Annotated in this window: 21 protein-coding genes and 1 tRNA gene; 13 read left to right on the top strand and 9 right to left on the bottom strand. The window is 65.7% G+C overall.

Annotation, left to right across the window (positions count from 1 at the left end):
• Positions 1-91: 91 nt before the first annotated feature.
• The gene (locus tag AC0L3P_RS24765; RefSeq protein WP_354209739.1) at positions 92-1,438 is read right to left on the bottom strand and encodes an RsmB/NOP family class I SAM-dependent RNA methyltransferase; all 1,347 of its coding nucleotides are present in this window, start codon (positions 1,436-1,438) and stop codon (positions 92-94) included.
• 188 nt (positions 1,439-1,626) lie between these two features.
• Here AC0L3P_RS24765 and AC0L3P_RS24760 point away from each other — a divergent pair, with 188 nt between their 5' ends.
• Both AC0L3P_RS24760 and AC0L3P_RS24755 read left to right on the top strand, forming a co-directional pair.
• A complete protein-coding gene (locus tag AC0L3P_RS24760; RefSeq protein ID WP_275169058.1) occupies positions 1,627-1,836 on the top strand; it encodes a DUF1674 domain-containing protein in 210 nt (69 codons plus the stop codon).
• Between the two features lie 57 nt (positions 1,837-1,893).
• Entirely contained in the window at positions 1,894-2,481 is a 588-nt protein-coding gene (locus AC0L3P_RS24755; RefSeq protein WP_275169060.1) for a thermonuclease family protein, read from the top strand.
• 55 nt (positions 2,482-2,536) lie between these two features.
• On the opposite strand, the gene AC0L3P_RS24750 is transcribed toward AC0L3P_RS24755, so the two are convergent.
• Entirely contained in the window at positions 2,537-3,052 is a 516-nt protein-coding gene (locus AC0L3P_RS24750) for a L,D-transpeptidase (protein WP_275169062.1), read from the bottom strand.
• A gap of 437 nt (positions 3,053-3,489) precedes the next feature.
• A complete protein-coding gene (gene acs, locus AC0L3P_RS24745) occupies positions 3,490-5,436 on the bottom strand; it encodes an acetate--CoA ligase (RefSeq protein WP_473305855.1) in 1,947 nt (648 codons plus the stop codon).
• A gap of 400 nt (positions 5,437-5,836) precedes the next feature.
• On the opposite strand from acs, the gene AC0L3P_RS24740 reads away from it, so the two are divergent.
• A complete protein-coding gene (locus AC0L3P_RS24740; RefSeq protein ID WP_473305853.1) occupies positions 5,837-7,006 on the top strand; it encodes a DNA topoisomerase IB in 1,170 nt (389 codons plus the stop codon).
• A gap of 13 nt (positions 7,007-7,019) precedes the next feature.
• Here the strand turns inward: AC0L3P_RS24740 and AC0L3P_RS24735 are convergent, their stop codons facing one another.
• A complete protein-coding gene (locus AC0L3P_RS24735) occupies positions 7,020-7,475 on the bottom strand; it encodes an SRPBCC family protein (protein WP_473305850.1) in 456 nt (151 codons plus the stop codon).
• A gap of 101 nt (positions 7,476-7,576) precedes the next feature.
• On the opposite strand from AC0L3P_RS24735, the gene AC0L3P_RS24730 reads away from it, so the two are divergent.
• Positions 7,577-8,671: an adenylate/guanylate cyclase domain-containing protein gene (locus AC0L3P_RS24730; RefSeq protein WP_473305943.1), complete on the top strand. Its 1,095-nt coding sequence runs from the start codon at positions 7,577-7,579 to the stop codon at positions 8,669-8,671.
• Positions 8,672-8,759: 88 nt separating this feature from the next.
• On the opposite strand, the gene AC0L3P_RS24725 is transcribed toward AC0L3P_RS24730, so the two are convergent.
• The 3 genes from AC0L3P_RS24725 to tsaD are packed head-to-tail and all read right to left on the bottom strand — an operon-like array spanning position 8,760 to position 11,232.
• A complete protein-coding gene (locus tag AC0L3P_RS24725; protein ID WP_212082558.1) occupies positions 8,760-9,173 on the bottom strand; it encodes an EVE domain-containing protein in 414 nt (137 codons plus the stop codon).
• Between the two features lie 2 nt (positions 9,174-9,175).
• Positions 9,176-10,156: an NAD(P)H-dependent glycerol-3-phosphate dehydrogenase gene (locus tag AC0L3P_RS24720; RefSeq protein ID WP_473305848.1), complete on the bottom strand. Its 981-nt coding sequence runs from the start codon at positions 10,154-10,156 to the stop codon at positions 9,176-9,178.
• A gap of 2 nt (positions 10,157-10,158) precedes the next feature.
• Positions 10,159-11,232: a tRNA (adenosine(37)-N6)-threonylcarbamoyltransferase complex transferase subunit TsaD gene (gene tsaD, locus AC0L3P_RS24715; protein ID WP_473305845.1), complete on the bottom strand. Its 1,074-nt coding sequence runs from the start codon at positions 11,230-11,232 to the stop codon at positions 10,159-10,161.
• A 164-nt stretch (positions 11,233-11,396) separates the two neighbouring features.
• On the opposite strand from tsaD, the gene AC0L3P_RS24710 reads away from it, so the two are divergent.
• From AC0L3P_RS24710 to AC0L3P_RS24690, 5 genes are all read left to right on the top strand, one after another.
• Positions 11,397-12,143, top strand: a complete 747-nt coding sequence (locus tag AC0L3P_RS24710; protein WP_354209733.1) for a uroporphyrinogen-III synthase — start codon at positions 11,397-11,399, stop codon at positions 12,141-12,143.
• A 69-nt stretch (positions 12,144-12,212) separates the two neighbouring features.
• Positions 12,213-13,460: a COG4223 family protein gene (locus AC0L3P_RS24705; RefSeq protein WP_473305842.1), complete on the top strand. Its 1,248-nt coding sequence runs from the start codon at positions 12,213-12,215 to the stop codon at positions 13,458-13,460.
• Between the two features lie 36 nt (positions 13,461-13,496).
• Positions 13,497-15,296 (top strand): heme biosynthesis HemY N-terminal domain-containing protein, encoded by a 1,800-nt coding sequence (locus AC0L3P_RS24700; protein ID WP_473305840.1) that lies wholly within the window; start codon positions 13,497-13,499, stop codon positions 15,294-15,296.
• A gap of 100 nt (positions 15,297-15,396) precedes the next feature.
• Positions 15,397-15,472 (top strand) — tRNA-Thr (locus AC0L3P_RS24695).
• 220 nt (positions 15,473-15,692) lie between these two features.
• Positions 15,693-16,088: a hypothetical protein gene (locus AC0L3P_RS24690; protein ID WP_275169078.1), complete on the top strand. Its 396-nt coding sequence runs from the start codon at positions 15,693-15,695 to the stop codon at positions 16,086-16,088.
• Between the two features lie 75 nt (positions 16,089-16,163).
• Here AC0L3P_RS24690 and AC0L3P_RS24685 read toward each other — a convergent pair whose 3' ends face one another.
• Positions 16,164-17,210 (bottom strand): polysaccharide deacetylase family protein, encoded by a 1,047-nt coding sequence (locus AC0L3P_RS24685; RefSeq protein ID WP_275169080.1) that lies wholly within the window; start codon positions 17,208-17,210, stop codon positions 16,164-16,166.
• 253 nt (positions 17,211-17,463) lie between these two features.
• Here AC0L3P_RS24685 and AC0L3P_RS24680 point away from each other — a divergent pair, with 253 nt between their 5' ends.
• Entirely contained in the window at positions 17,464-17,775 is a 312-nt protein-coding gene (locus AC0L3P_RS24680; protein WP_275169081.1) for a hypothetical protein, read from the top strand.
• 196 nt (positions 17,776-17,971) lie between these two features.
• On the top strand, positions 17,972-18,184 hold the full coding sequence (locus AC0L3P_RS24675) for a hypothetical protein (protein ID WP_275169082.1): 213 nt from the start codon (positions 17,972-17,974) through the stop codon (positions 18,182-18,184).
• Positions 18,185-18,293: 109 nt separating this feature from the next.
• On the opposite strand, the gene AC0L3P_RS24670 is transcribed toward AC0L3P_RS24675, so the two are convergent.
• Positions 18,294-19,982: an MFS transporter gene (locus AC0L3P_RS24670; protein ID WP_473305834.1), complete on the bottom strand. Its 1,689-nt coding sequence runs from the start codon at positions 19,980-19,982 to the stop codon at positions 18,294-18,296.
• A 161-nt stretch (positions 19,983-20,143) separates the two neighbouring features.
• Between AC0L3P_RS24670 and AC0L3P_RS24665 the strand changes: the two genes are divergently transcribed.
• Positions 20,144-21,511, top strand: coding sequence for a hydrolase (locus AC0L3P_RS24665; RefSeq protein ID WP_473305832.1), 1,368 nt, complete (start codon positions 20,144-20,146; stop codon positions 21,509-21,511).
• A gap of 34 nt (positions 21,512-21,545) precedes the next feature.
• Entirely contained in the window at positions 21,546-22,913 is a 1,368-nt protein-coding gene (locus AC0L3P_RS24660) for a cytochrome P450 (protein ID WP_473305830.1), read from the top strand.
• Positions 22,914-22,929: the final 16 nt, after the last annotated feature.

Here is a 22,929-nt window from a genome sequence, read left to right as displayed (position 1 = left end):
CCGCCGAATCCTTATTAATCCCAAAATCGGACGGCCGACACCACCTTGAACGACGCGAATCAGCGCCGTGGTTGCAAAATCCAGTGCAAAATCAGGATTTAACGAGCCGGGCCGCGAAAAAGCCGTCGAGCCCGCCGAGCTTGGGATCGGCGTTCGGCAGATGGCTGGGCAGAGTGCGCAAATCGCCCTCGGCGGTGACGATCTCGCTGAGTCCCGACACCTCGGACGCATCGATAGGAACCCGGCGAAGCCCAGGCTCTGTGGCCAGCAGCGCGGCGACCGCATGCTCGCCCTCTTCGGGTTCCAGCGAGCAGGTACAGTAGACCAGCGTCCCGCCGGGCTTGAGCAGCGAGATCGATTTTTGCAGCAGCCGCCGCTGGAGCACGGTCATTGCCGCGATGTCGGATTCCTGCCGGAGCCAGGAGACATCGGGGTGGCGGCGGATCGTCCCGGTCGAGGTGCAGGGCGCATCGATCAGGATGCCGTCGAAGCCATCGGCCGGACCCGCCCATTCCACGGCGTCGGCGACGACGGTCTCGGCCTGGAGCGACAACCGCATCAGATTCTCGCGCAGCCGCGCCACCCGGGCGGGCGAGCGGTCGATGGCCGTGACGTGCGCGCCGGCCTGCGCCAGTTGCGCGGTCTTGCCGCCGGGAGCGGCGCAGAGATCGGCGATGGATTTGCCCTTGATGTCGCCGAACAGCCGAGCTGGCAGCGCAGCGGCGGCGTCCTGCACCCACCATTGTCCTTCGGCGAAGCCGGGAAGCATGGTCACCGCGCCATGCAGCACCGTACGCACCGATCCGGTCGGCAGCACCTCGCCATGTAAGCGGCTCGCCCATTGCGCGGCGTCCGACTTCACGGTCAGATCCAGCGAAGGGTCGTGGCTGAGCGCGAGCGCCATGTCTCTTGCGACCGTCTCTCCGTAATGCGCGCGCCAGCGCGCGACCATCCAGGGCGGCAGATCCAGCGACTGTGCCGCAACCTCGTCCACCAGCGCCTTGCCCTCGCGGGCGCAGCGGCGCAGCACGGCGTTGACGAGGCCGGCATAGCGCGCGGCGCGCCGGTCGGATTGCACGAGGCGAACGGAAAGATCGACGGCCGCGTGATCGGGCACGTCCATCCAGAGGATCTGGGCGGCGCCGATCAACAGCGCGCTCTGCGCGCGCGGCGCGTCGGAGGGAATGCCCTTGTCGAGCAACCGAGACAGCACATGGCCGAGCGTGCCGAGCCGGCGCAGCACGGTGGCGACCAGGCGGCGCATCAGCGCGCGGTCGCGGTCGGGGAGCGTCTTCAGTCCGGGATGGGCGCCGCTGCCATCGAGCTGCTCGTCAAGCGTGCGGTGCTTTTGCAGCACGCCGTCGACGATGTCGGCGGCAATCCGCCGCGCCGCGAGACCGGGCACTTCGGATGGAGGAGCGAAACGTTGAGAAGGCATGCGGAAACAAGGTTCTGAGCGAGCGGCAGTTCGCCGTAATGGGCGCATGCCTTGAGAAGGCGATCTCTGGCACGCGAATATGCCAAATGTAAGAATCGCTTCCGGGTTTTTTCAGCCCTTTCGGCGCCATTTCAGGAATGCGTTATTGGGCGTCGCGCCGTGCGCCGTCCCGCGCTAGAAAGCCTACGATGAGTGACCAGCCTCCTGTTCCCGACCGCAAGCAGCTTACGCCGGCCGCCCAGCGTGCGCTGGCCGAGGCCGACGCGCGCCGGCAGGCTGCGGCAGTCCGAGCCAAAAACAACGGCCAGGCGGCGCCAAAGGAGTTGCAGGGCCCAAAAGGACCCGAACCGACCCGCTATGGCGATTGGGAGCGCAAGGGCATCGCTTCCGACTTCTGAAGCTTGCCTTTTGAGGCTCGCTTGCCGTACTGCCCGACTCAGCCCTAGCGTGCGCGGATGTCGCGTTTCGATCCAAGCCATCCGTATCGGCCTTCATACAGCGGCTCGCCGTTTGGCCGCCGCTTCTCAGGCCTGTTGCCGTGGATGTTCGTGGTCGGAATCGTGGTGGCCGTGGTGTTCACGTTCCGGCACGGGATGAACTGGCCCTTCCCTCATGCGACTGACGGTCAGTCGCGGGACGCCGAAATCATCTTACAGCAGGCCAATCCTGACGTCCGTGAGCCGGTCGACGTCGTTCGCACCATTGACGGCGACACCTTTCTCGCACGCGTTCGTCAGCGCAACGGCCGCGATCTCGTGGTGCGCGTTCGCCTGCGCGGCATCGATGCACCCGAGATGAAAGCCTCCTGCCAGGAGGAACTGGACAAGGCCGAAGCCGCGGCCCGCGCATTGCGCGATCTGCTCGGCCAGGGTGGCGTGGTGATCACCAATCTCGGCTCCGATAAATACGGACGCGTTCTCGCTGACGTCGCGACCAAACGCACGGCCAATGTCTCGGCGGCGTTGCTCGCCGGCGGCTACGCGCGGAACTACAATGGCGGCCATCGCGACGGCTGGTGCGCGCGGAGCTGGCGCTTCTGGTAACAAAAAAGCCGCGTCGAAAGACGCGGCTCTTGCCGTCTTGCCCTGATGCCGGCGATCAGCGCGTCACGACCACCGTCGTGCCGACCGAGACGCGGCTGTAGAGATCCGTGATGTCGTCGTTGAGCATGCGGATGCAGCCATACGAGACGAAGCCGCCGATCGAGCCCGGCACGTTGGTGCCGTGGATGGCATACTCACCGCCGGACAGCGTCATCGCCGCGACGCCCATCGGGTTGCGCGGGGAGCCGCCCGGGATGACGTCCGGGATGCTCGGCTTGTCGCGCTTCACCTCGGCAGGCGGCGACCAGGCCGGATTGCGGTACTTGCCGTCGATGCGGGTGGTGCCGGCCCACTGCTTGCCGGACTTGCCGACGCCGACCGGGTAGCGCACGGCGTGGCCATTATCGAGGACGAGATAGAGCCGACGCTCGTTGGTTTTGACCACGATGGTGCCCGGCGAATAGTCGGCCAGGTGCGTCCCCACCATTTCCGGCCGCGCCTGCGCCGCCGTCGACATCATCACCCCAGCCCCAATGGTGGCGGCCAGCGCCACAGCAATCCTCATCGACATCGATTTTCCCCTTGCCCCGAACGGACCGTCCAAAATTACGCAAAACCGGCAATCTCCGGCTCACCAAGTCCTCGTTAGGGGACATTCTTAACCGCGCCTGTTAACCGGATGGTTTCCACGCACGGCCGCCAAGGGCCAGCCAGCAGGGGGAACAAAGGAAATGTTCGAAACAAAGTAAATGACCTGAAAACAACACTTGCCCGGAAAGATGCCCGGGCGCCGGCGCGCGGCCTGACAAGTGCGTGAAGATGTGAACGGCCGTTGTCCGGGAGGCGCTAACGCGGAGATGCGGTCTCGTGTCCCGGACGCGGCGCAGCGCGAAGCGGTGCGACGCAGAGCCGGGGCATAGAAAGCCACAGAGTCTGCCGTTGCATGGGCCCCGGCTCAGCAGCGCACCGCGAAGGAGCGCTGCGCTGCGTCCGGGACACGGGACTGCCTTACGCGGACTTCTTGTTCTGCCGATTCTTGACGAGGTCGTCGACCACGCCGGGATCGGCCAAGGTCGAGGTGTCGCCCAGGCTGCCCGGCTCGTCCTCGGCGATCTTGCGCAGGATGCGGCGCATGATCTTGCCGGAGCGGGTCTTGGGCAGGCCTGGCGAGAACTGGATCTGGTCGGGCGCAGCGATCGGGCCGATCTCCTTGCGCACCCAGGTGACGAGCTCCTTGCGCAGTTCGTCGCTCGGCTCGACGCCGGCCATCAGGGTCACATAGGCGTAGATGCCCTGGCCCTTGATGTCGTGCGGGTAACCGACCACGGCGGCTTCCGAGACCTTCTCGTGTGCGACCAGCGCACTCTCGACTTCCGCCGTGCCCATGCGGTGACCGGAGACGTTGATGACGTCGTCGACACGGCCGGTGATCCAGTAATAACCGTCGGCATCGCGCCGGCAGCCGTCGCCCGTGAAATACTTGCCCTTGTAGGTCGAGAAATAGGTCTGCTCGAAGCGGGCGTGGTCGCCATAGACCGTGCGCATCTGGCCCGGCCATGACCGCGTCAGGCACAGATTGCCTGATGTCTCGCCGTCCAGCACCTTGCCGTCGGCGTCGACGATCTCAGGCACCACGCCGAAGAACGGTTGGGTCGCCGAGCCCGGCTTGAGCTTCGTGGCGCCGGGCAGCGGCGTGATCAAAATGCCGCCGGTCTCGGTCTGCCACCAGGTGTCGACGATCGGGCAGCGTTCGTCGCCGACGACGCGGTGATACCACTCCCAGGCTTCCGGATTGATCGGCTCGCCGACCGAGCCGAGCAGGCGCAGGCTGGCGCGCGAGGTCTTCTTCACGGGCGCGTCGCCGCTCTGCATCAGCGCGCGGATCGCGGTCGGCGCGGTGTAGAAGATGTTGACCTTGTGCTTGTCGATGACGTTCCAGAATCGCGAATTATCCGGATAATTCGGCACGCCTTCGAACATCAGCGTGGTCGCGCCGTTGGCGAGCGGTCCGTACAGAATGTAGCTGTGGCCAGTGACCCAGCCGACGTCGGCGGTGCACCAGTAGATGTCGCCGTCGTGATAGTCGAAGACGTATTGATGCGTCATCGCGGCGAACACGAGATAGCCGGCGGAGGTGTGAAGCACGCCCTTGGGCTGGCCTGTCGAGCCCGAGGTGTAGAGGATGAACAGCGGATCCTCGGCGTGCATGTGCTCGACCGGGCATTCCGTCGTCACCATCGCGGCAGCCTCGTGATACCAGAGGTCGCGCGTCGGGTTCATATCGATCTTGCCGCCGGTGCGCTTGACCACGACGACCCAGTCGACGCCGTCTGCCTTGGCGAGCGCCGCGTCGACATTGGCCTTCAGCGGCACCTTCTTGCCGCCGCGCAGGCCCTCATCCGCGGTGATGATCACCTGGGACTGGCAGTCGCTGATGCGCTGGGCGAGGCTGTCGGGCGAGAAGCCGGCGAACACCACGGAGTGAATCGCGCCGATCCGCGCGCAGGCCAGCATCGCGTAGGCCGCCTCCGGGATCATCGGCAGGTAGATGGTGACGCGGTCGCCCTTTTTGACGTTCCGGGTGCGCAGGATGTTGGCCATCCGGCAGACCTCGTCGTGCAGCTCCTTGTAGGTGATGTGCCGGGATTGCGAGGGATCGTCGCCTTCCCAGATGATCGCTGTCTGGTTGGCGCGGCTGTGGAGATGCCGGTCGATGCAATTATGGGCGACGTTGAGGATGCCGTCCTCGAACCATTTGATGGAGATGTTGCCGGGCGCGAAGGAGACGTTCTCGATCTTCGTCGGAGCGTGCATCCAGTCGATGCGCTTGGCCTGCTCCGCCCAGAAGGCGTTCGGGTCCGAGATCGAGCGGGCGTACATGTCCTTGTATTTGGCCTGGTCGACCCAGGCGCGCTTCGCCCATTCCGCGGGGACGTCGTAGATCTTCTCGGACATGCTTCCCTCCACATACGGCAAGCCGAGCACAGACCGCTGGCGAGCCGACTTGATCGTTGAACCGATTATGCGTCGGGCTAACCGGACCCGACAAGGTGCACAAGCTGGACCTTCGGCGAGCAGCCTGCCATGCGGAGGATCAAGCCGCTCCGTGCGACTGTCGCAGTTTTGAAACAGGGCGACGGGCGGCTTTCGGGTCTTTACCCAGATCTTCGGAATGGGCCCGCGCAGAGCGCCATGCGCCCAACAGAGGTATTTAGAAACCGCCTCTCACTGATTCGGGACTCGCAATGCGGTTCGGAACACCCTAAATGGCCAACCCGGGTCCAACGAGGCCCCTTGGAACAAAAATCAGAACAGCGGCATTGACCGATAACAAACAGGGCTAAGGCATAAGACTATGATGGATCAGCAGAATCTCGGGACTTTGCGGCCCGCTTCAGCCGATCCTGCAGCCATTGCGCTGGCCAAAGCCCTCGGACAATGGCCGAAGCCAGCCGGTTCCGGTCGTCCCAGCCCGAAAAAAGTGTTCGACGCAGCGCCTGCGGCGACGGTCGAGGCCCTCGCCAAGGAGCTGGGCCTGCGGCTCGGCGACCAGAACGAGCTGACCATCCGCCGCATCAGGCGTGGCAAGGGCTATTCGTTCGTGCGGCCCAACGGCGCCCACATCCGCGATGCCCGCACCATTCGGCGGCTGCATTCCATGGCGGTGCCGCCGGCCTATCGCGAGGTGCGCTACTCGGCCGATCCGAGCACGCATCTCCAGGCGGTGGGACGCGATGCCGCGGGCCGGCTGCAATATCGCTATCACGCTGATTGGGAGAAGGTTCGCGAGCAACGCAAGGCGCATCGCCTGGAAAAGCTCGTCGGCGCGCTGCCCAAGATCCGGCGCAAGGTCTCGGCGTTCCTGTCGGGCGACGAGCCGACCCGCGAGTTCGCGCTCTCGGCCGTCATCGAACTGATAGCGCGCACCGCGATCCGCCCCGGCAATGAATCCTATGCCCGTCTCAACGGCACCCGCGGGGCCACCACGCTGCTGAAGTCCAACGTCTCGCTGGAAGACGACAGCTTCGTACTGACGTTCAAGGCGAAGGGCGGCAAGGCCGTGCGCAAGGAGTGCGACGCGGCCAAGCTCGTGCGCGCCATCGGCATTTTGCAGGGCGTTCCCGGCAAGCGCATGTTCCAGTATCGCGATGCCTACGGCATCGTGCGCGCGGTCAGCACCACGCAGGTGAACGCGTTTCTGCGCGAGATCGCCGGCATCAAGATCTCGCTGAAGGATTTCCGCACGCTGATGGCCTCTGCCGTCGTCGTGGAATCGCTGTCGCGGATCACGCCGGCGACCAGCCAGCGTGGCCGCAAGAAGCAGGTGCTGGAGGCGATCCGCGGCGCTGCCGATCAGCTCTCCAATACGCCGGCGATCTGCCGCAAGAGCTATGTTCACGACACCATCGTCACCGCGTTCGAGGACGGCATCCTCGAACGCTTCGCCGCGACCATGAAGGGCCAGCGCTCGCAGGCCAGGCGCGAGCAGCTTTTGCAGCAGGTGGTGGCGACCGCGGCGGTCTGATCCTCTCCCGTCGCTACGCCTTGTTGGAAACGCCGTTGTCGGGACCGGGATCGCCGCCCGCGGCTGCCGCCGTGAGCCGTCCCAGATAGTGCGCCCATCCCGTCGCGTGCGCGGCAGCCTGTTCCTCGGTCGGCAGCCCGCTATGGGTCATGCGCAGCAATGTGCTGCCGTCGCGTTCGATCAGGTCGATCTCGATCAGGCTCGAGCCGGGCGGCACTTCCTGGCCGCCCTCCCATCCAAACGTGTAGGCGAGCCGATGCACCGGCACGACCTCGCGGAACGCGCCGCGGGCAACGCCGCCGCGGGGGCCGATGCCTTTGAGCAGATATAGCCCGCCGGGATGCGGCTCCGTGGACGCGTCGGAACCCATCCAGCTCAAAATCTTCTCGGGGTCGGTCAGGTAAGCGAAAACGGTGGCACGCGGGGCGGCGATCTGGGTCTCGCGTCGCACTATGAACGGTTCGGTCATCGGCGATCATCCCTGGGCTGACTGTGGGACATGGCGGTGCGCGAGCGGCCCGTCAAGGATTGCCCGTGACAAAGAGGTCCTGGCATCGTCATGATCGGGCCATGTACCTCTCGCCGACGCTCGCCTGGCTTGTCGATGCCGCCGCCGATAGCGCCGGGGCCGACCGTCTGCTCGCGGACCTCGGCGCGCATCTGGTCGCTGACGGCGTGCCGCTTGCGGCAGGCAGCCTGACGTTGGAGGTGCCACATCCGCTGATCGCGAAACGGACCTGGTTGTGGCGCGCGAACAACGGCCGGGTGATCGAAGCGCTCGGCTTCGCACCAGGCGGCCTCGCGCCCGACCTACCCAACGATGCCGGCCGCCGCTGGCTGCGCGACATCGCGGACGGCGAGGTGCACGAAGACGCGGTCGGACAGCCCGACGGGCCGTTGCTCGGCTGGATCGGGCCGCGTCCGTTCACCGCGGACGAGACCGAGCAATTGCGCCAGGCCGCGCGCTTTGCCGCGACACCCCTTGCGGTGCTTGCCGCGCGTGCAACGTTGCGCGCGACGTTGGATGCTTATCTCGGCAAGCGCAGCGCGGAGCGGGTGCTGGCGGCACCGCTGCGGCGCGATCTCGGCGAGACCATACAGGCCGCGCTGCTCTATGCCGATCTGCGCAACTTCACGCTCCTGTCGGAAGCCAATCCGCCTGCCGACGTCATCGCGGCTCTCGATGCCTGGTTCGATCGCATCGCCGGCGCGGTTCACGCCTTCGGCGGCGAGGTGCTGAAATTCATCGGCGACGGCGTGCTCGCCATCTTTCCGGTGGTCGGGACGTCACCGCGCCAAGCGTGCGATGCAGCTCTGCGTGCCGCGAGCGCAGCCGAAGCCGGGATGGCGTATCTCAATGCGGAGCGCCGTGCACAAGCTCTGCCGCCGCTCGCGTTCGGCGCGGCGCTGCATCTCGGCGAGATGCTGTGGGGTAATATCGGTGCCGCCAACCGGCTCGATTTCACGGCGATCGGTCCCGCCGTCAATCTCGCCAGCCGGCTCGAAGGATTGTGCAAGCCGCTCGGCAGAACCGTGCTGGTGTCGGGCGCGCTCGCCGCCGAGACGGACATGCCTCTGATCGCGCTTGGATCGCATTCGCTGCGCGGCATCGCCGTGCCATGCGAGGTGTTTGCGCTGCCGGAGACGCAAGCTCGGATATCGTAGCCCGGATGGAGCGGAGCGTAATCCGGGATCGTGCCACATGGGATTTTCCCGGATTGCGCTGCGCTCCATCCGGGCTACGGCAGCAAGCCTACATCCCACCCATCTTGCAGACGAGCTTCCATTCCTCGGCCGTCACCGGCTGCACCGACAGGCGGGAATATTTCACCAGCGCCATGTCGGCGAGCTTCTTCTCGGCCTTGATCGCCGCCATCGTCACCGGTGTCTTCAAGGGCTTGTCGGCCTTGATGTCGACGCAGACGAATTTTTCGGTCTTGTCGGTCGGATCGGGGTAGGCTTCCTTGATAACTTCCGCGATGCCGACGATCTCCTTGCCCTCGTTGGAATGATAGAAGAACGCCTTGTCGCCCTTCTTCATGGCGACGAGATTCTGGCGCGCGGTGTAATTGCGCACGCCAGTCCAGGCTTCGCCCTTGGCGCCTTTCGCCACCTGCTGGTCCCAGGACCACACCGATGGTTCGGATTTCACCAGCCAGTACGCCATGTTCATTCCTCTGCCTTGAAAGGTCGCGTCATAAGCCCCGAGATCGCGGCGTCGATCGTGCTTCTGCCGGTCAGGATCGATGCGACGGCTTCCGATACTGGCATTTCGATGTTTTGCGAAGCCGCGAGCTCGATCAGGACCGGCGCGGTGAATTCGCCTTCGGCAAGCTTTCCGGCGGGCGGCTGCTCGCTGCGGCCAAGCGCCAAGCCGAGCGCGAAATTGCGCGATTGTGGGCTCGAGCAGGTCAGGATTAGATCGCCGAGGCCAGACAAGCCCGTGAGTGTTTCGCTGCGTGCGCCGAGCGCGCGGCCGAGGCGTGTCAGCTCGGCAAAGGCGCGGGTGGTGAGTGCGGCCTGGGCGGAAGCGCCGAGCTTGCGGCCGACCGCGATGCCGACCGCGATCGCCAGCACGTTCTTGGCGGCGCCGCCGATCTCGACGCCGCGGACATCGGTGGAATGATAGGGCCGGAAGGTCGTCGAGCCCAGCGCCTGCACCAGGTGGCTCGCCAAGGCGTCGTCCTTTGCGGCCAGCGTCACTGCCGTCGGCAGGCCGCGCGCGACGTCGTCGGCAAAGCTCGGGCCCGACAGGATCGCCGGCACCGCGTGCGACGCAGCCTCCGCAATCACGTCGGTCATGAACTTGTGGGTGCCGTGCTCGATGCCTTTGGCGCAGGCGATGACAGGCACCGGTTTCGTCAGATGCGAGGCCAGCATGTTGACGGCGCCGCGCAGATGCTGCGCCGGCGTTGCGATCAGCAGCATATCGGCGCGTGCCGCCATGGAGAGATCGCTCGTGACGATGATGTCCGGCGCAAGCCGCACGCCGGGCAGTCGCGGATTGTCGCGGCTCGATGCGATCCGCGTCGCGTGCTCGGGATTGCGCGCCCACAGCGTCACGTTTCGTCCGGCCCGCGCCGCCACCATCGCCAGCGCCGTACCCCAGGCGCCCGCACCGATCACCGCGACCGATGGGAATGCTGTCATTGCTAGAACCCCGCGCGCGTCTTGCCGTATCCGGCCGGTGCCGTCGCGTTCGCATCGAGCAGCCAGCGCGCACGGGGCTGTGCTTCCATCGTGTCGGTCATGCCGAGTGCGAGACGTTCGGCGCCGGCCCAGGCGATCATCGCGCCGTTGTCGGTGCAGAGCGCCGGCGGCGGCATGATCAATTGTGTTCCGGCTTTCCTCGCAACGTCGTGCAGCGCGCCGCGGATCGCCTGATTGGCGGCAACGCCGCCGGCCGCCACCAGCGCACGCGGCGCACCGAACTGCTCGCGGAAAAGTTTCAGACCGACGCTCAACCGGTCGGCGGTGGAGTCGAGCACGGCCGCCTGAAAGCTCGCGCAGAGATCGCTGACGTCCTGCGGCGTGATCTCGGCCAACCGGCTCGCTTCGTTACGCACCGCCGTCTTCAATCCCGACAGCGAGAAGTTGGCGTCGGGGCGTCCCTGCAGCGGCCGCGGAAACGCAAATCGCGCGGGATCGCCGCTGGCTGCTGCGCGCTCGACCTGCGGCCCGCCCGGATAGGGCAGTCCCAGCATTTTCGCGACCTTGTCGAAGGCCTCGCCGATCGCATCGTCGACGGTGGTGCCGAGGCGGACATACTGACCAACGCCGGTGACGGCGACGATCTGGGTATGGCCGCCCGAGGCGAGAAACAGGCAATAGGGAAATTCGAGTGCGTCGGTCAGGCGCGGCGTCAGCGCATGCGCTTCCAGATGGTTCACCGCGACCAGCGGCGTGTCGTGCACCATCGCGATCGCCTTCGCGGTGGTAAGCCCGACGATGACGCCGCCGATCAGTCCCGGGCCCGCGGCGGCCGCGACACCGTCGAGCTGGGCAAAGTCGATGCCGGCCTCGTGCATGGCGCGGTCGATGATGCCGTCGAGCAGGCCGACATGAGCGCGGGCGGCGATCTCAGGTACCACGCCGCCGAAACGGGCATGCTCCTCGACCTGCGACCACACGATATTGGACAGGATCTTGCCGCTGCCGTCAGGAGCACGCTCGATCACCGCCGCGGCGGTCTCGTCGCAGGTGGTTTCGATGCCCAGTACCAGCATTGGCGAATTGTTATCCAATTTGCGCCCTTCTCGCCCCCCTTGCGCTCATCCGCAAAGCAGAGTTCTGGTACGTCCGGTAGCATTCCGGGGTCGGCCAACGCAATCGTCACGCGCGGCCGTCCCTCGTCAAACCGCCACTGCCACGTGGTTCGGGAACACAAGCGATGTCCATTCTTGTCACACGGCCGCATCCCGACAATGAAGCGACGTCGGAAAATCTGCGTGCACGGGGTCATGTGGTGCTGCTCGCGCCGGTGCTCAAGTGCGAGCCGGTCGCCTTCCATGACGAGAGTGAAACGAGCTACAGCGCCGTCATTGTCACGTCGGCCAATGCGATTCGTGGTGTCGCGCCGCAATTGCAGGAGCTTGGTCTCCTGGAACTGCCGCTGTTCGCGGTCGGCGAGCACACGGCCGCCGCCGCGCGCGATGCCGGCTTTGCCGAGGTGGTCGTCGCCGGCGGCGATGCCGCGGCCTTGCGCGACAAGGTGATGCAGAGCGCGCGCGACAAGCGGCTCAACAAAAAGAGCACGTTGCTCTATCTCGCGGGCGCTGATCTGTCGCGCGACCTCGGCGGTGAGCTGGGCGCCGAAGGCTTCAACGTCGTCACGCAGACGACCTATCGCATGGCGCCGGTCAAGCTGTTGCCGCGTGATGTCTGTGAGGGCTTTGCCGCCCATGGGATCGAGGCGGTGCTGCATTACTCCCGGCGCAGCGCGCGGGCTTTCCTGGAAGCCGCGCGGGACGAAGGTGTCGAAATCTCGGCCCTGGCGATCCCGCAATGCTGCCTGTCCGAGACCGTCGCCGGCGTTCTGCGCGAGGCCGGTGCCGCGCAGGTTCTGGTGGCCGCGACGCCGGACGAAAATGCCTTATTCGACACCTTGGAGCGTGCTTTGCGCACCCGTTTGGCGTAAGAGGTCGGGCCGAATCCGACGCAATCGGATCCGTTCGTTCAGGGCAGGTAAGTGTGAGGAACCGTCACGATGGCCGACGACAAGCCTGAAGACGCAGGATTGGCTCCCGAGTCCGGCCGTGCCAAGCGCAATCCGCCCACCATCGACCTCGAGGCGACCGAAGTCTCGACCCTGCCGCAGGAGGTGACGGGCGGGCCGGAGGCTGAGGCAGCGACCGAACAGGCCGCGCATGAGCAGGCCAAATCTGAAGAGGGCAAGTCTCAGGAGGCAAAGTCCGAAGAAGCTAATGCCGAGCCACGGCCCGAGCCTGCCGAGGAAGAGTCTTCCGTTGCGTCCGCGCTGGTGCCGCCGTCAATTTCACCTTGGGTTATCGCTCCGTTCTCCGGCGCCGTCGCGGCCGCCATTGTGATCGCCGTCGGGTGGATGCTGGGCTGGCCTGCGGTGCAGGCGCCGCCGGCTGCTCCGCAAATGACGGGCGCAACCGTCGAGGCGCTGAGCGGGCGCGTGGCCGCAGTCGAAGCCAAGGCGGGCAAGCCTGCCGCCGATCCGGCCATGGTGGCGCGGATCGATGCGCTGGAGAAATCCGCAACGAGCCTGCGCGGCGACATCGCCAATTTGCGCGCACAGTCCGACAAGACCGCGAGTGCCATGAACGACGCGAAATCCGCGCCGAGTGCCGCCGCGCCCGATCTTGCCGCTCTCAACGACCGCCTCGCGCAGCTCGAGCGCGCCAGCAAGACCGAACGTGCCGAACTTGCGCAGCAGAGCGAGAAGATCGCCGACGCCAAGGCGATGGACGACAAGCCGCTGCGCCACGTGGTGGCGGCGGCCCTGCTCGACGTCGCTGTTCGCCACGGCGACGCTTACGAATCCCAGCTCGCCGCAGCGCGGTCGCTGGCAACAAAGCCGGATATGCTGAAGCCGCTCGACACCTTTGCACCGTCGGGCATTCCGACGCCGGTCGCGTTGAGTCGTGAGCTCCTCAACATCGTGCCAAAACTGTCGCCGCCGGCGGAAGCCCCGGCCAGCGGCACCGGCATCGTCGAGCGCCTTCAGGCGGGGGCGTCAAAACTCGTCCGCATCGAGCGTACCGACGGGGTCGGCAACGATCGCGGCGCCATCGTCGCGCGGGTGACGGCGGCTGCGTTGCGCAACGATTTCGTCGAGGCACGGCGCGAGTTGAAGACGCTGCCCGAGGCCGATCGTGCACCGGCACAAGCCTGGCTCGACAAGGCCGATGCCCGTGACGCGGCGCTCGCCGCCTCACGCAAATTCGCCGACGGCGCCATGGCGGATCTCGTCAAGCCTGGTCAATAAAGGTTCGCGCAACAATCAGCGCGTATAGGGATCGTCATGCTTCGCATCGTCCTCTTCCTCGTCTTGATCGCGCTGGCGGCGGCCGGCGCGGCCTGGGTTGCCGACCAGCCCGGCGATCTCGTCCTGACCGCAGGCAGTTTCCGCGCCACAACGACGCTTCCCCGATTCGTGTTCTTGCTTGGCCTCTTTGCCGCGGCAGTCGTGCTGGTCTGGAGCCTGCTGACGATGGCCTGGCGCGCTCCGGGGCGTCTGCGCCGCCGCCGTCACGACAAGCGTCACGCGCGCGGCCGCCACGCCATCACCCACGGCCTGCTTGCGATCGGCCATGGCGACACCGCGCTTGCCCGTCGTCACGCTGATACAGCGCGGCGGCTGGCCGCAAACGATCCGCTCGCGCTTCTCTTGCATGCGCAATCGGCGCAGCTCGAGGGCAATCGCGACGAGGCCCAGCGCGTCTTCCGTGCCATGGCCGAGCGCGAGGACACGCGCCTGCTCGGCCTGCGCGGCCTGTTCATCGAGGCGCAGCGCGCCGACGATGCGGTCGGCGCGGTGATGATCGCCGAGGAAGCGATCAAGCTGTCGCCGTCCTCGACCTGGGCGTCGCATGCGGTGCTCGGCTTCCGTTGCGCGCGCGGCGACTGGAGTGGCGCGCTCGCGATCCTCGATTCGAATCTGTCCGCGGGCCTGATCGACAAGCAGGCCTATCGCCGCCAGCGCGGCGTGCTGCTCGCCGCCCGCGCGCTGGAATTGGAAACGATGGACCGCGACGTCGCGCGCGAGAGCGTGATGCAGGCGGTCAAGCTCGCGCCGACCCTGGTTCCCGCCGCGGTGCTCGCTGCAAAATTCGAGAGCGAGGCGCATCAGGTGCGCCGCGCCATGAAGCTGGTGGAAACCGCTTGGCTCGCCAATCCGCATCCTGATCTCGCCGATGCCTATGCGCATGTGAAGCTCGGCGATTCCGCGCGGCAGCGCTTGCAGCGGGTCGAGACGCTTGCGGCCAAGATTCCTGCCGACAAGGCTGGTTATGTCGAGGGCCAGCTGGCGATCGCGCGCGCCGCGATCGATGCGTCCGAGTTCGCCCGTGCGCGCGCGGTGCTGTCGCCTTATGTCAACGATCCGACCCAGCGCGTGGCGCTGCTGATGGCCGAGATCGAACGTACCGAGCATGGTGACGGCGGCCGGGCCCGTGCCTGGACCTTGCGCGCGGTGCGCGCCCGCCATGATCCGGCCTGGACCGCGGACGGTTATGTCAGCGACCGCTGGCGTCCGGTCTCCCCGGTCACCGGCCGCCTCGACGCGTTCCAGTGGCAAACACCGGTCGCGAGTCTTCCTTCCGACAAGGGCGCCATGATCGAATCCTCAGCCTTCGAGGAAGCCATGCTGGCGGCCCCGCCGCCGAAGCGGGTGACGGCGGCCCCGAGCGAAAGCTTGGCGGAACCGGCTGTCATCGCGCCGGATCCGGTGCCTGCCCCGCAGGACAATTCGCCGCCCCTCGAGGCCAAGGAAATCTCAAAGGAGGCCGTCGAGGAAATCGCCAAAGAAACCGTCAAGGAAGAGCCGGTGGTCCCGCCAGCCGAGCCGGTCAAACCGGTCCCTGAGATCGCCGAATCATCGCCGGCGGCGGCAACGCCGGTCTTCAGGACCCGCGCCGACCTCGGCAAGCCTGCACCAGCGCCTATCCCCGCTGTCATCCCGATCGTCCGTGCCCCGGATGATCCCGGGATCGACGACGAGGGGCCGAGCGATGAATTTACGGAACAAATCGGCACGCCCAGGGACCATGCAAAGGCCCAGGCCGGCGGCTGGCGCGGATTCTGGTCTCGCTGGGGCGGGTGAGCGGCATTTCGAAGCCGGCTCCACCTTGCCAATTCGGGCCCCGCCCGATATCAGGAGCGCGCGTAACGGGACCGGCCTCGCGCGGGCCCCGGCAGGGTTCGCCGCAATAGCTCAGTTGGTAGAGCACGTCATTCGTAATGACGGGGTCGGGGGTTCGAATCCCTCTTGCGGCACCAGCGCTCACAGCTCATTTGATCCTCGCAAGCCAGGCGTTCTGACCGGCGCATTTGGTCACCATGAGCGCACTGCGCAGACGGGTCCCGTCGAGCGCAGCCAATGCATCACCGTGCTGGAGAAGGATTCAGTATCGCACGGCAGTCTGAGTGATCGTAATCACATAACCGCGCGATCGGCTCTCCTAGTGTCCAGCTCACGCCAAACACGGGGAGATTTCATATGCGCAAGATCATTCTGGTGGCCGCCATGGTGCTGGTCTCTGCATCTGCCCAGGCCGGAGGCCCGCGCAGCCTGTCGCTGTCCGCGGCGAGCGAGCCGGCTTCGGTTCAGCAAACGGCGCCGGTGCTTGCTGCCGTGCCGACGCAGGTGAGCGAAGCAGCGCCAGCCGCCGAAGCTCCGAAATATCTCGATCGCCCGCCGGCGGTTTCGCTCACGGCGCCTGCGGCGGCCGTTGCACCCACGACCACACCCACAACCACGATGGCCTCAGCGCCCGCCACAACGGCCCAACCCGCTGCGAAGACGACGGCCAAGGCAGACAAGCCGAAGCACAAGCGCAGCTGGACCGAAGGCCGCATCATCAGCGAGCTGCATCGTCACGGCATCTACTGGTAAGTGCCTGCTCTCAAAAAGCATATGGCCGGGACAAGCCCGGCCATGACGCAAGAGTTTTGGATCGGACTGGACGCGTTATTGCGAAACCGTCTGCACCACGCTTCCGATCGGACGCGCGCTCGAGGTCGGCACCTTCAGGTCCTTCAGCAGCGCCTCGTCATATTCCGGCAGCGTCTGGAAGGTCGTCTTGGCCTTCATCTGCACGACCTTGTAGCCACCGGCCTTGAGGCGCGCGAGCAGTGCCGGCATGGCTTCGCCGGTGTGCTTCTGGAAGTCGTGCATCAGGATGATGCCCTTGCCGAGCTTGTCGAGCCTGGTCATCACGGTCTCGATGATCTTCTCCGGCGTCGCGCCCTTCCTGAAGTCGAAGGAGTCGATGTCGGTCGAGAACATTGCGACGTTGCGAGTGCCGAAATAGCTCACGATCGCCGGATTGTGCTGAAGCTGCGGGAAGCGGAAGAACGGTGCGGGGTTGGTGCCGAGCGCGAATCTCACTGCGCTAAAGCCCTTCTCGACCTCGTCCTTGGCCATTTGCTCCGTCATCTTCTTGCCGTTCAAATTGACGTGCGACCAGGTGTGAGCGCCGACCGTATGGCCCTGGGCCAGCACCTGGCGCAGGATTTCGGGATGATAGGTCGCATGCTTGCCGACCGAGAAAAACAAGCCCTTGGTGCATTCATCCGCGAGCGCCTTCAGCACGGCGGGCGTGTTGACCGGCCAGGGACCGTCGTCGAAGGTCAGTACGACCTCTTTGTCGGTGAGGAAGTCGAACTGCTTGAAATGATCGAAGCCGAAGCCCGGACCGCCGGTGGTGTCGATCTCGACCACCCGGGAGACGCCGAGCGCGTTTGGATTGGCGCAGGTCGATTTCTGCTGCACCGGCATCGGTGCGGGTGCGGGCGCCGGAGCAGGTGCCGCCGGCTTCGCCGCAATCGCCGCCGTGGTCGCGACGTCGTCCTTGGCGGCGAGCTTCGCCTGTGCCGGCAATGGATCGGCGGCACGGGCGGCAATCGTCTTGGGAGCGGCCTGGTCGGCGCGCGAGGAATAATAAAACCAACCGCCGGCGGCAATCACGACCGCCGCAACTACACTGGCCAGCATCAGGCCCAACGCATTACGCATCGCCATTCTTTCCAATTACGCAACCAAACCGGCGGAATTTCCCGCTCGACGAGCCATTAATGCGAAGGATCGGTTAACGTGACACCAACACGACCGCCGATCGGGAGGAATTTCAGCGAGGTGCGCCAAAGTGACCGAAGTCACAGAGAGTGGACCTCCCGTGACCGTCATCACAGTGGAAACTGTTTTGCTGGAGCATTGTCGATCCCATCAACAACGGGCCCGCTTCCAGCGGTGCCAATGGGAGCTTCAAATGACCAAGTCTCTGAACACCAAGTCCTTGAGTAGCAAGATCCGCGACACCAGCCTGGCTCTGGGCTTTGCCGCCCTCCTCTCGATCGCCTCGACCGGCTCGAGCTTCGCCTTCTCGTCCGAAGCGCAGCAGCAGTGCACCGGCGACGCCTTCCGTCTGTGCTCGTCGGAAATCCCGAACATTCCGAAGATCACGGCGTGCATGATGAAGCATCGTTCGGATCTGAGCGCCGGTTGCCGCACCGTGATGGACAAGGAACTCGCCAAAGGCGGCGCGTCACGCAAGGTCGCTGACGCCCAGGACAGCCAGTAAAGAGACAGTCAGTAAGAGACAGCCACTAACAGCAACGATGGCGTCGTTGCGTCAGTTAGCTCCCCTCGCGATGTGCCCCGGCGTGAATGCCGGAGCCACGCGGCGGCGCAAGCCCGCCTTTCAATAAAGCCGTTGCGGCTTCGGGATCGTCGCTCTAGCTTCGCCCGCACATCTTCCGGGTAAGAGGCATTACGCGATGACCAGATTTCTTTTCATCATTCCATTGATCCTGCTTGCATCGGCTGCGTCAGCGCAGCAGCCCGGTCACGACGCCTGTGCGCGCGATGTGACGCGCTTCTGCCGCCCGGTGATGAACAATGGCGATCAGGCTGTGCTCGCCTGCCTCAAGCAGAACCGTACGCGGCTCACCAAAGGCTGCGACAAAGTGCTGACGGATCACGGGCAGTAAGACGTCGCGTCGTAGCCCGGATGGAGCGCCGCGAAATCCGGGTTTTGTCCACGCGGTGAAATCGTCCGGATTGCGCTTCGCTCCATCCGGGCTATGTTCTCGCAGAACCCTACGTGCTGCTTCCCGCCGCGGTGGCGACCACGGGCAGCACCTCACTTGCTGCCTGGTCCGGCGTCTCCTCTTTCCAGCGCACCGAGCCGAACGGACGCTCGAGCATGCGGCGGATCCGCACCGGATCGGGGCCGATGTGGAAATCGATCGCCTCCTGATGCAGCGCGCGTTCGGACTGTGTCGAGCGGTTGCGCTGGCGCAAATAGTCGAGCCAGGTCGGACAGTGGTAGCGCTCGGTCCACAATTCGGGATCGGCGATGTCGCGCGCGATCGACCAGCCATAGGCACCGTTGCGCTGCCGAGAGAGCTGCACGTCCTGCATCACGTTGTGAAAGGCGCGCGCGTTCTCTTGGGCGACGCGGTATTCGATCTCGACCACCAGCGGCCCGCTGCGCGCCGTGAGCGACAGCTTGACTTCAGGATCGGCCAGCAAGTCGGCGTCTTCGTTACGGGCGCCGACGCGCGGCATCGTGAGCCAGATCCCCAGCACCGGCGAGATCAGCATCAGGCCGGCGGCCGTCAGCAGCGCGACCTCGACGCCGGCATAGTCGGTGAGATGGCCCCAGCCCCAGGCGCCGATCGCGATGCCGCCGGAAATCGAGGCCTGGAACGCCGCGAGCGAGCGGCCGGCGACCCAGCGCGGTGCCGAGAGCTGCACGCCGATATTGAACAGCGCGATGGCGGCCATCCAGACCGCGCCTGCGAGCACCAGGGCAGCCGCGGTCAGCACTGGTTCGGTGCTCACGGCGAGCGCGGCCATCGCAAACGCCATCGAGATGGTGCAGGCGCGGATTGCGGCTTCGCCGCTCATGCGCTTGCGCAATTCGTGGATGTTGAGCGCACCGACCACGGCGCCCATGCCGAAAGCGCCGAGCATGATGCCGTAGGTCTGCGCGCCGCCATGCAGCAGGTCGCGTGCGACCAGCGGCATCAGCGCCATGATGGCACCGCCAATCAGGCCCATCACCAGCGTGCGCAACAGCACGATCTTGATCGGTGGCGAATTGGTGATGTAGCGGAAGCCCGACACCATGGCGCGGTTGAGCTTCTCCCGCGGCAGGCGCGAGGGCTCGGTGTTGCGCCGCCAGAGCAGCAGCACCACCAGCAGCGGCAAATAGAGGATCGCGTTGCAGGCAAACGCCGCCACCGCGCCAAGCGCGGCGACGATGACACCGCCGACCGCCGGGCCGAAGCTGCGCGCGATATTGTAGCTGATGCCGTTCAGCGCGACGGCCGACGGCAGGGCATCGGGCGGCACCTGCTCGCTGACCGAGGACTGCCAGGCCGGACCGAACAGTGCGTTGCCGCTGCCGACCACGAAGCAGAAGATGAGCAGCGTCTCTGGGGAAATGTAGTTGAGCCAGGCCAGGACCGTGAGTGCGGTCGCGCCAATCAGCGCGATCATGAGCGCGATCAGGGTCACGATACGGCGGTCATACATGTCGGCGATGGCGCCCGCCGGCATCGAGATCAGCATGATCGGCAGCATCAGGGCGGTCTGCACCAGCGCCACCTTGTCCGCCGAGGCCGCCATCTGCGTCATTGCCCAGGCGGCGCCCACGCCCTGGATCAGCAGGCCGAGATTGGAGAGCAGGCTGGCGAGCCAGATGCGCCTGAACACGGTGTACCGCAGCGGCGCCATGATGCCGTCGGCGTCAACTTTCTGACGGTTCGTCTGCTCGGTCATATCCCCTTCCAATTGGGCTGGCAGAAGTTGTCTTGACGTTGTCTTGGAGTGGTTTTTGGGCGATTCCGGCAAGTTCAGTGATGCCCGCGAAAGTCCTTCGCTGTCCAGTGGTTAGGCCGGTATAAGCGGTGCAAAGAGATGGTTTGGCGGGGGAGGAACATATGAAGCTGTCGCGACGGATGATCTTGCAAGGGGCCGGCAGCTTGCCCTTCGCAATTGCGAGCTTGCGGACGCGTGCATCGGCTCAACCCGCACGCGCTGCGCCGAGCGAGGTGCCTCCGATCCTGTTCGTCCACGGCAATGGCGATTACGACGCGCTCTGGATGACGACCTTGTGGCGGATGGAATCCAACGGTATCGCGCGAGACCGCTTGGCCGCGATCAATTTCACCGATCCCAATGCACGAAGCGACGACAAGGTCGAGCAGGCGGGCCGCTCCTCGACCGAGGACCAGCGCCGCGAGCTTGCCGCCGCCATCGTTCAATTGAAGCGCCGGACCGGTGCATCCCGCGTGGCGCTGGTCGGCAGTTCGCGCGGCGGCTACGCGATCCGAAACGTCATCAAGAGCGGCGGCGCCGCCGATGTCAGCCACGCCGTGCTCTGCGGCACGCCCAATCACGGCGTGTTCGCGACCGACGAACAGCCGAACAGCGAGTTCAACGGCCGCGGCGCGTTCCTGCGCGGCCTGAACGATGGCGAGAGCGAGGTGACGCCTGATGTCGCCTTTCTCACCTTGCGCAGCGACGGCATGGACAAATACGCGCAGGCCGATGGCCGCTTCATCGGCAAGCCCGGTACGCCGACCGGCGTCAACGTCGAAGGTCCGGAGTTGAAGGGGGCCACCAACCTCGTGCTCGGCGCACTCGATCATCGCGAAGTGGCATTTCACCCCCGAGCTTTCCGCGAGATCTATAAGTTCATCGCCGCCCGCGAGCCCGCGCGCATCGCGATCGTGCCGGAGCAGAGCGTCAGGCTGAGCGGCCTCGTGACGGGCACACCGGGCGGCACGCCGACCAACCGGCCGGTGGCCGGTGCAACCGTCGATGTCTTTCGCGTCGATCCTGAAACCGGTGAGCGCAAGGGCAGCGCCGTGTACAGTGGGAAGACCGGCGCGGACGGCCGCTGGGGACCGGCGCAGGTCGAGCCTTCCTGGTCGCTCGAATTCGCCCTCGCAGCGCCGGATGCGCCGACGACCCACATCTATCGCTCGCCCTTCCCGCGCTCGTCCGAAATGGTGCATCTGCGCGCCGCGCGTCCGCTCGGGCCCGCGGACAAGGACGCCGAGGCTGTCGTGATCATGTCGCGTCCGCGCGGTTATTTCGGCCTGCCGCGGGACGTGGTGCTGCTCGACGGCAAGGAGCCGGCGGACGTCAAATCGGGTGTGCCCACTGATTCGACAGCAACACTGCGCCTTCCGGCCGGCGAGATCGGGCGTAACATCGTGGCCCAATTTGGCGAAGAACGAATTGTGGCACGCGCCTGGCCTGCCCAAGAGAACAGGATTGCGATTGCCGAGCTGACTTACTAGCTAATTGTCTGCGTCACCTCTGCGGGAGCGAGCCATGAACATCGCCAGCGTGCGTCGGCCCATCGTCCCTCCGACCCCGCCGCGTGCGCCCGACGACATGTCGTTCCTCGGCCGGCTTGCCGTGCTCAAGCGGAACATGATCGCGACCTGGGGGCAGCGCGCCTATGAGGAAGACGTCATCGAGGGCCGCTTCTTCTTCCGCAACAGTTTTATCCTGAACCGGCCGGATGCGATCCGGCATGTGCTGCTCAGCAATTACGAGAATTATTCGCGCACCCCGGCGGGCATCCGCATGCTTCGTCCCGTGCTTGGCGACGGTCTTCTGATTGCGGAGGGCCATTCGTGGACGTTTCAGCGCCGCACCCTCGCGCCGGCGTTCACGCCGCGGGCGACGGCAAATCTCGTTCCGCACATGACGGCGGTGCTCGACGAGACCATCGCGAAGCTCGACGCGCGAACAAGCGAGCCGGTCGATCTTCGCGAAATCATGCAGCGCATGACGCTGGAGATCGCCGGACGCACCATGTTCTCGTTCGGCATGGACCGGCATGGTCCGACCTTGCGCAACTTCGTCATGGAGTATGGAGCCCGGCTTGGGCGACCGTACTTGCTCGACATGGTGCTGCCCCTGTCCTGGCCGAGTCCGATGGATTTTGCCCGTGCCCGTTTCCGCAAGCGCTGGACCGAATTCGTCGCGATGCTGATCGCCGAGCGGCGTGAGATGGGCAAGAAGGATGGCGCGCCGCCGCGCGATCTGTTCGATCTCATGGACGAGGCGCGCGACCCCGAAACCGGAAAGGGCTTTTCGGACGAGCAACTCGTCGACGAGGTCGCGACCATGATCCTCGCGGGTCACGAGACCACGGCGACCGCGCTGTTCTGGGCGCTCTATCTGCTCGCCCTCGACCCGGACACGCAGGAAGAGATCGCCTCCGAGACCCGTGGCGAACACCTCGACAGCATGGCCGACATCGATCGCCAGAAATTCACCCGGGCCGCGATCGAAGAGACCATGCGGCTTTATCCGCCGGCCTTCCTGATCGCCCGGGCCGCGCGCGAGAAGGACAACGCGGCCGGCGTCGCCATCGGCAAGGGCGACATCATCATGATCGCCCCATGGCTGCTGCACCGGCACGAGAAGCTGTGGGATCAGCCGAATGCGTTCATTCCGAAACGCTTCATGTCGACGGAAGCGCCCGATCGGTTTGCCTATCTGCCCTTTGGCGCGGGTCCGCGCGTCTGCATCGGCGCACCGTTCGCGCAAGCCGAATCCGTGCTGGCGTTGGCCCGGCTGATCGGCGCGTTCCGTGTCGAGCTTGCCGATACCAGCCCTGTCATTCCGGTCGGCGTCGTCACGACCCAGCCGGATCATTCGCCACTGTTCCGCATCGCGCGTCGATGACAGGCGTTCGCCTGGC

The organism is Bradyrhizobium sp. WSM4874, from assembly GCF_055811835.1.
The sequence above is the reverse complement of the archived record's forward strand: the minus strand, read 5'-3'. Positions and strand labels throughout refer to the sequence as shown.

Excerpts from the sequence above, each read along its gene's own strand:
- AC0L3P_RS24765 (WP_354209739.1), bottom strand. The coding sequence starts at position 1,438 with ATGCCTTCTCAACGTTTCGCTCCTCCATCCGAAGTGCCCGGTCTCGCG.
- AC0L3P_RS24760 (WP_275169058.1), top strand. The coding sequence starts at position 1,627 with ATGAGTGACCAGCCTCCTGTTCCCGACCGCAAGCAGCTTACGCCGGCC.
- AC0L3P_RS24755 (WP_275169060.1), top strand. The coding sequence starts at position 1,894 with ATGTCGCGTTTCGATCCAAGCCATCCGTATCGGCCTTCATACAGCGGC.
- AC0L3P_RS24750 (WP_275169062.1), bottom strand. The coding sequence starts at position 3,052 with ATGTCGATGAGGATTGCTGTGGCGCTGGCCGCCACCATTGGGGCTGGG.
- acs (WP_473305855.1), bottom strand. The coding sequence starts at position 5,436 with ATGTCCGAGAAGATCTACGACGTCCCCGCGGAATGGGCGAAGCGCGCC.
- AC0L3P_RS24740 (WP_473305853.1), top strand. The coding sequence starts at position 5,837 with ATGATGGATCAGCAGAATCTCGGGACTTTGCGGCCCGCTTCAGCCGAT.
- AC0L3P_RS24735 (WP_473305850.1), bottom strand. The coding sequence starts at position 7,475 with ATGACCGAACCGTTCATAGTGCGACGCGAGACCCAGATCGCCGCCCCG.
- AC0L3P_RS24730 (WP_473305943.1), top strand. The coding sequence starts at position 7,577 with ATGTACCTCTCGCCGACGCTCGCCTGGCTTGTCGATGCCGCCGCCGAT.
- AC0L3P_RS24725 (WP_212082558.1), bottom strand. The coding sequence starts at position 9,173 with ATGGCGTACTGGCTGGTGAAATCCGAACCATCGGTGTGGTCCTGGGAC.
- AC0L3P_RS24720 (WP_473305848.1), bottom strand. The coding sequence starts at position 10,156 with ATGACAGCATTCCCATCGGTCGCGGTGATCGGTGCGGGCGCCTGGGGT.
- tsaD (WP_473305845.1), bottom strand. The coding sequence starts at position 11,232 with ATGCTGGTACTGGGCATCGAAACCACCTGCGACGAGACCGCCGCGGCG.
- AC0L3P_RS24710 (WP_354209733.1), top strand. The coding sequence starts at position 11,397 with ATGTCCATTCTTGTCACACGGCCGCATCCCGACAATGAAGCGACGTCG.
- AC0L3P_RS24705 (WP_473305842.1), top strand. The coding sequence starts at position 12,213 with ATGGCCGACGACAAGCCTGAAGACGCAGGATTGGCTCCCGAGTCCGGC.
- AC0L3P_RS24700 (WP_473305840.1), top strand. The coding sequence starts at position 13,497 with ATGCTTCGCATCGTCCTCTTCCTCGTCTTGATCGCGCTGGCGGCGGCC.
- AC0L3P_RS24690 (WP_275169078.1), top strand. The coding sequence starts at position 15,693 with ATGCGCAAGATCATTCTGGTGGCCGCCATGGTGCTGGTCTCTGCATCT.
- AC0L3P_RS24685 (WP_275169080.1), bottom strand. The coding sequence starts at position 17,210 with ATGCGTAATGCGTTGGGCCTGATGCTGGCCAGTGTAGTTGCGGCGGTC.
- AC0L3P_RS24680 (WP_275169081.1), top strand. The coding sequence starts at position 17,464 with ATGACCAAGTCTCTGAACACCAAGTCCTTGAGTAGCAAGATCCGCGAC.
- AC0L3P_RS24675 (WP_275169082.1), top strand. The coding sequence starts at position 17,972 with ATGACCAGATTTCTTTTCATCATTCCATTGATCCTGCTTGCATCGGCT.
- AC0L3P_RS24670 (WP_473305834.1), bottom strand. The coding sequence starts at position 19,982 with ATGACCGAGCAGACGAACCGTCAGAAAGTTGACGCCGACGGCATCATG.
- AC0L3P_RS24665 (WP_473305832.1), top strand. The coding sequence starts at position 20,144 with ATGAAGCTGTCGCGACGGATGATCTTGCAAGGGGCCGGCAGCTTGCCC.
- AC0L3P_RS24660 (WP_473305830.1), top strand. The coding sequence starts at position 21,546 with ATGAACATCGCCAGCGTGCGTCGGCCCATCGTCCCTCCGACCCCGCCG.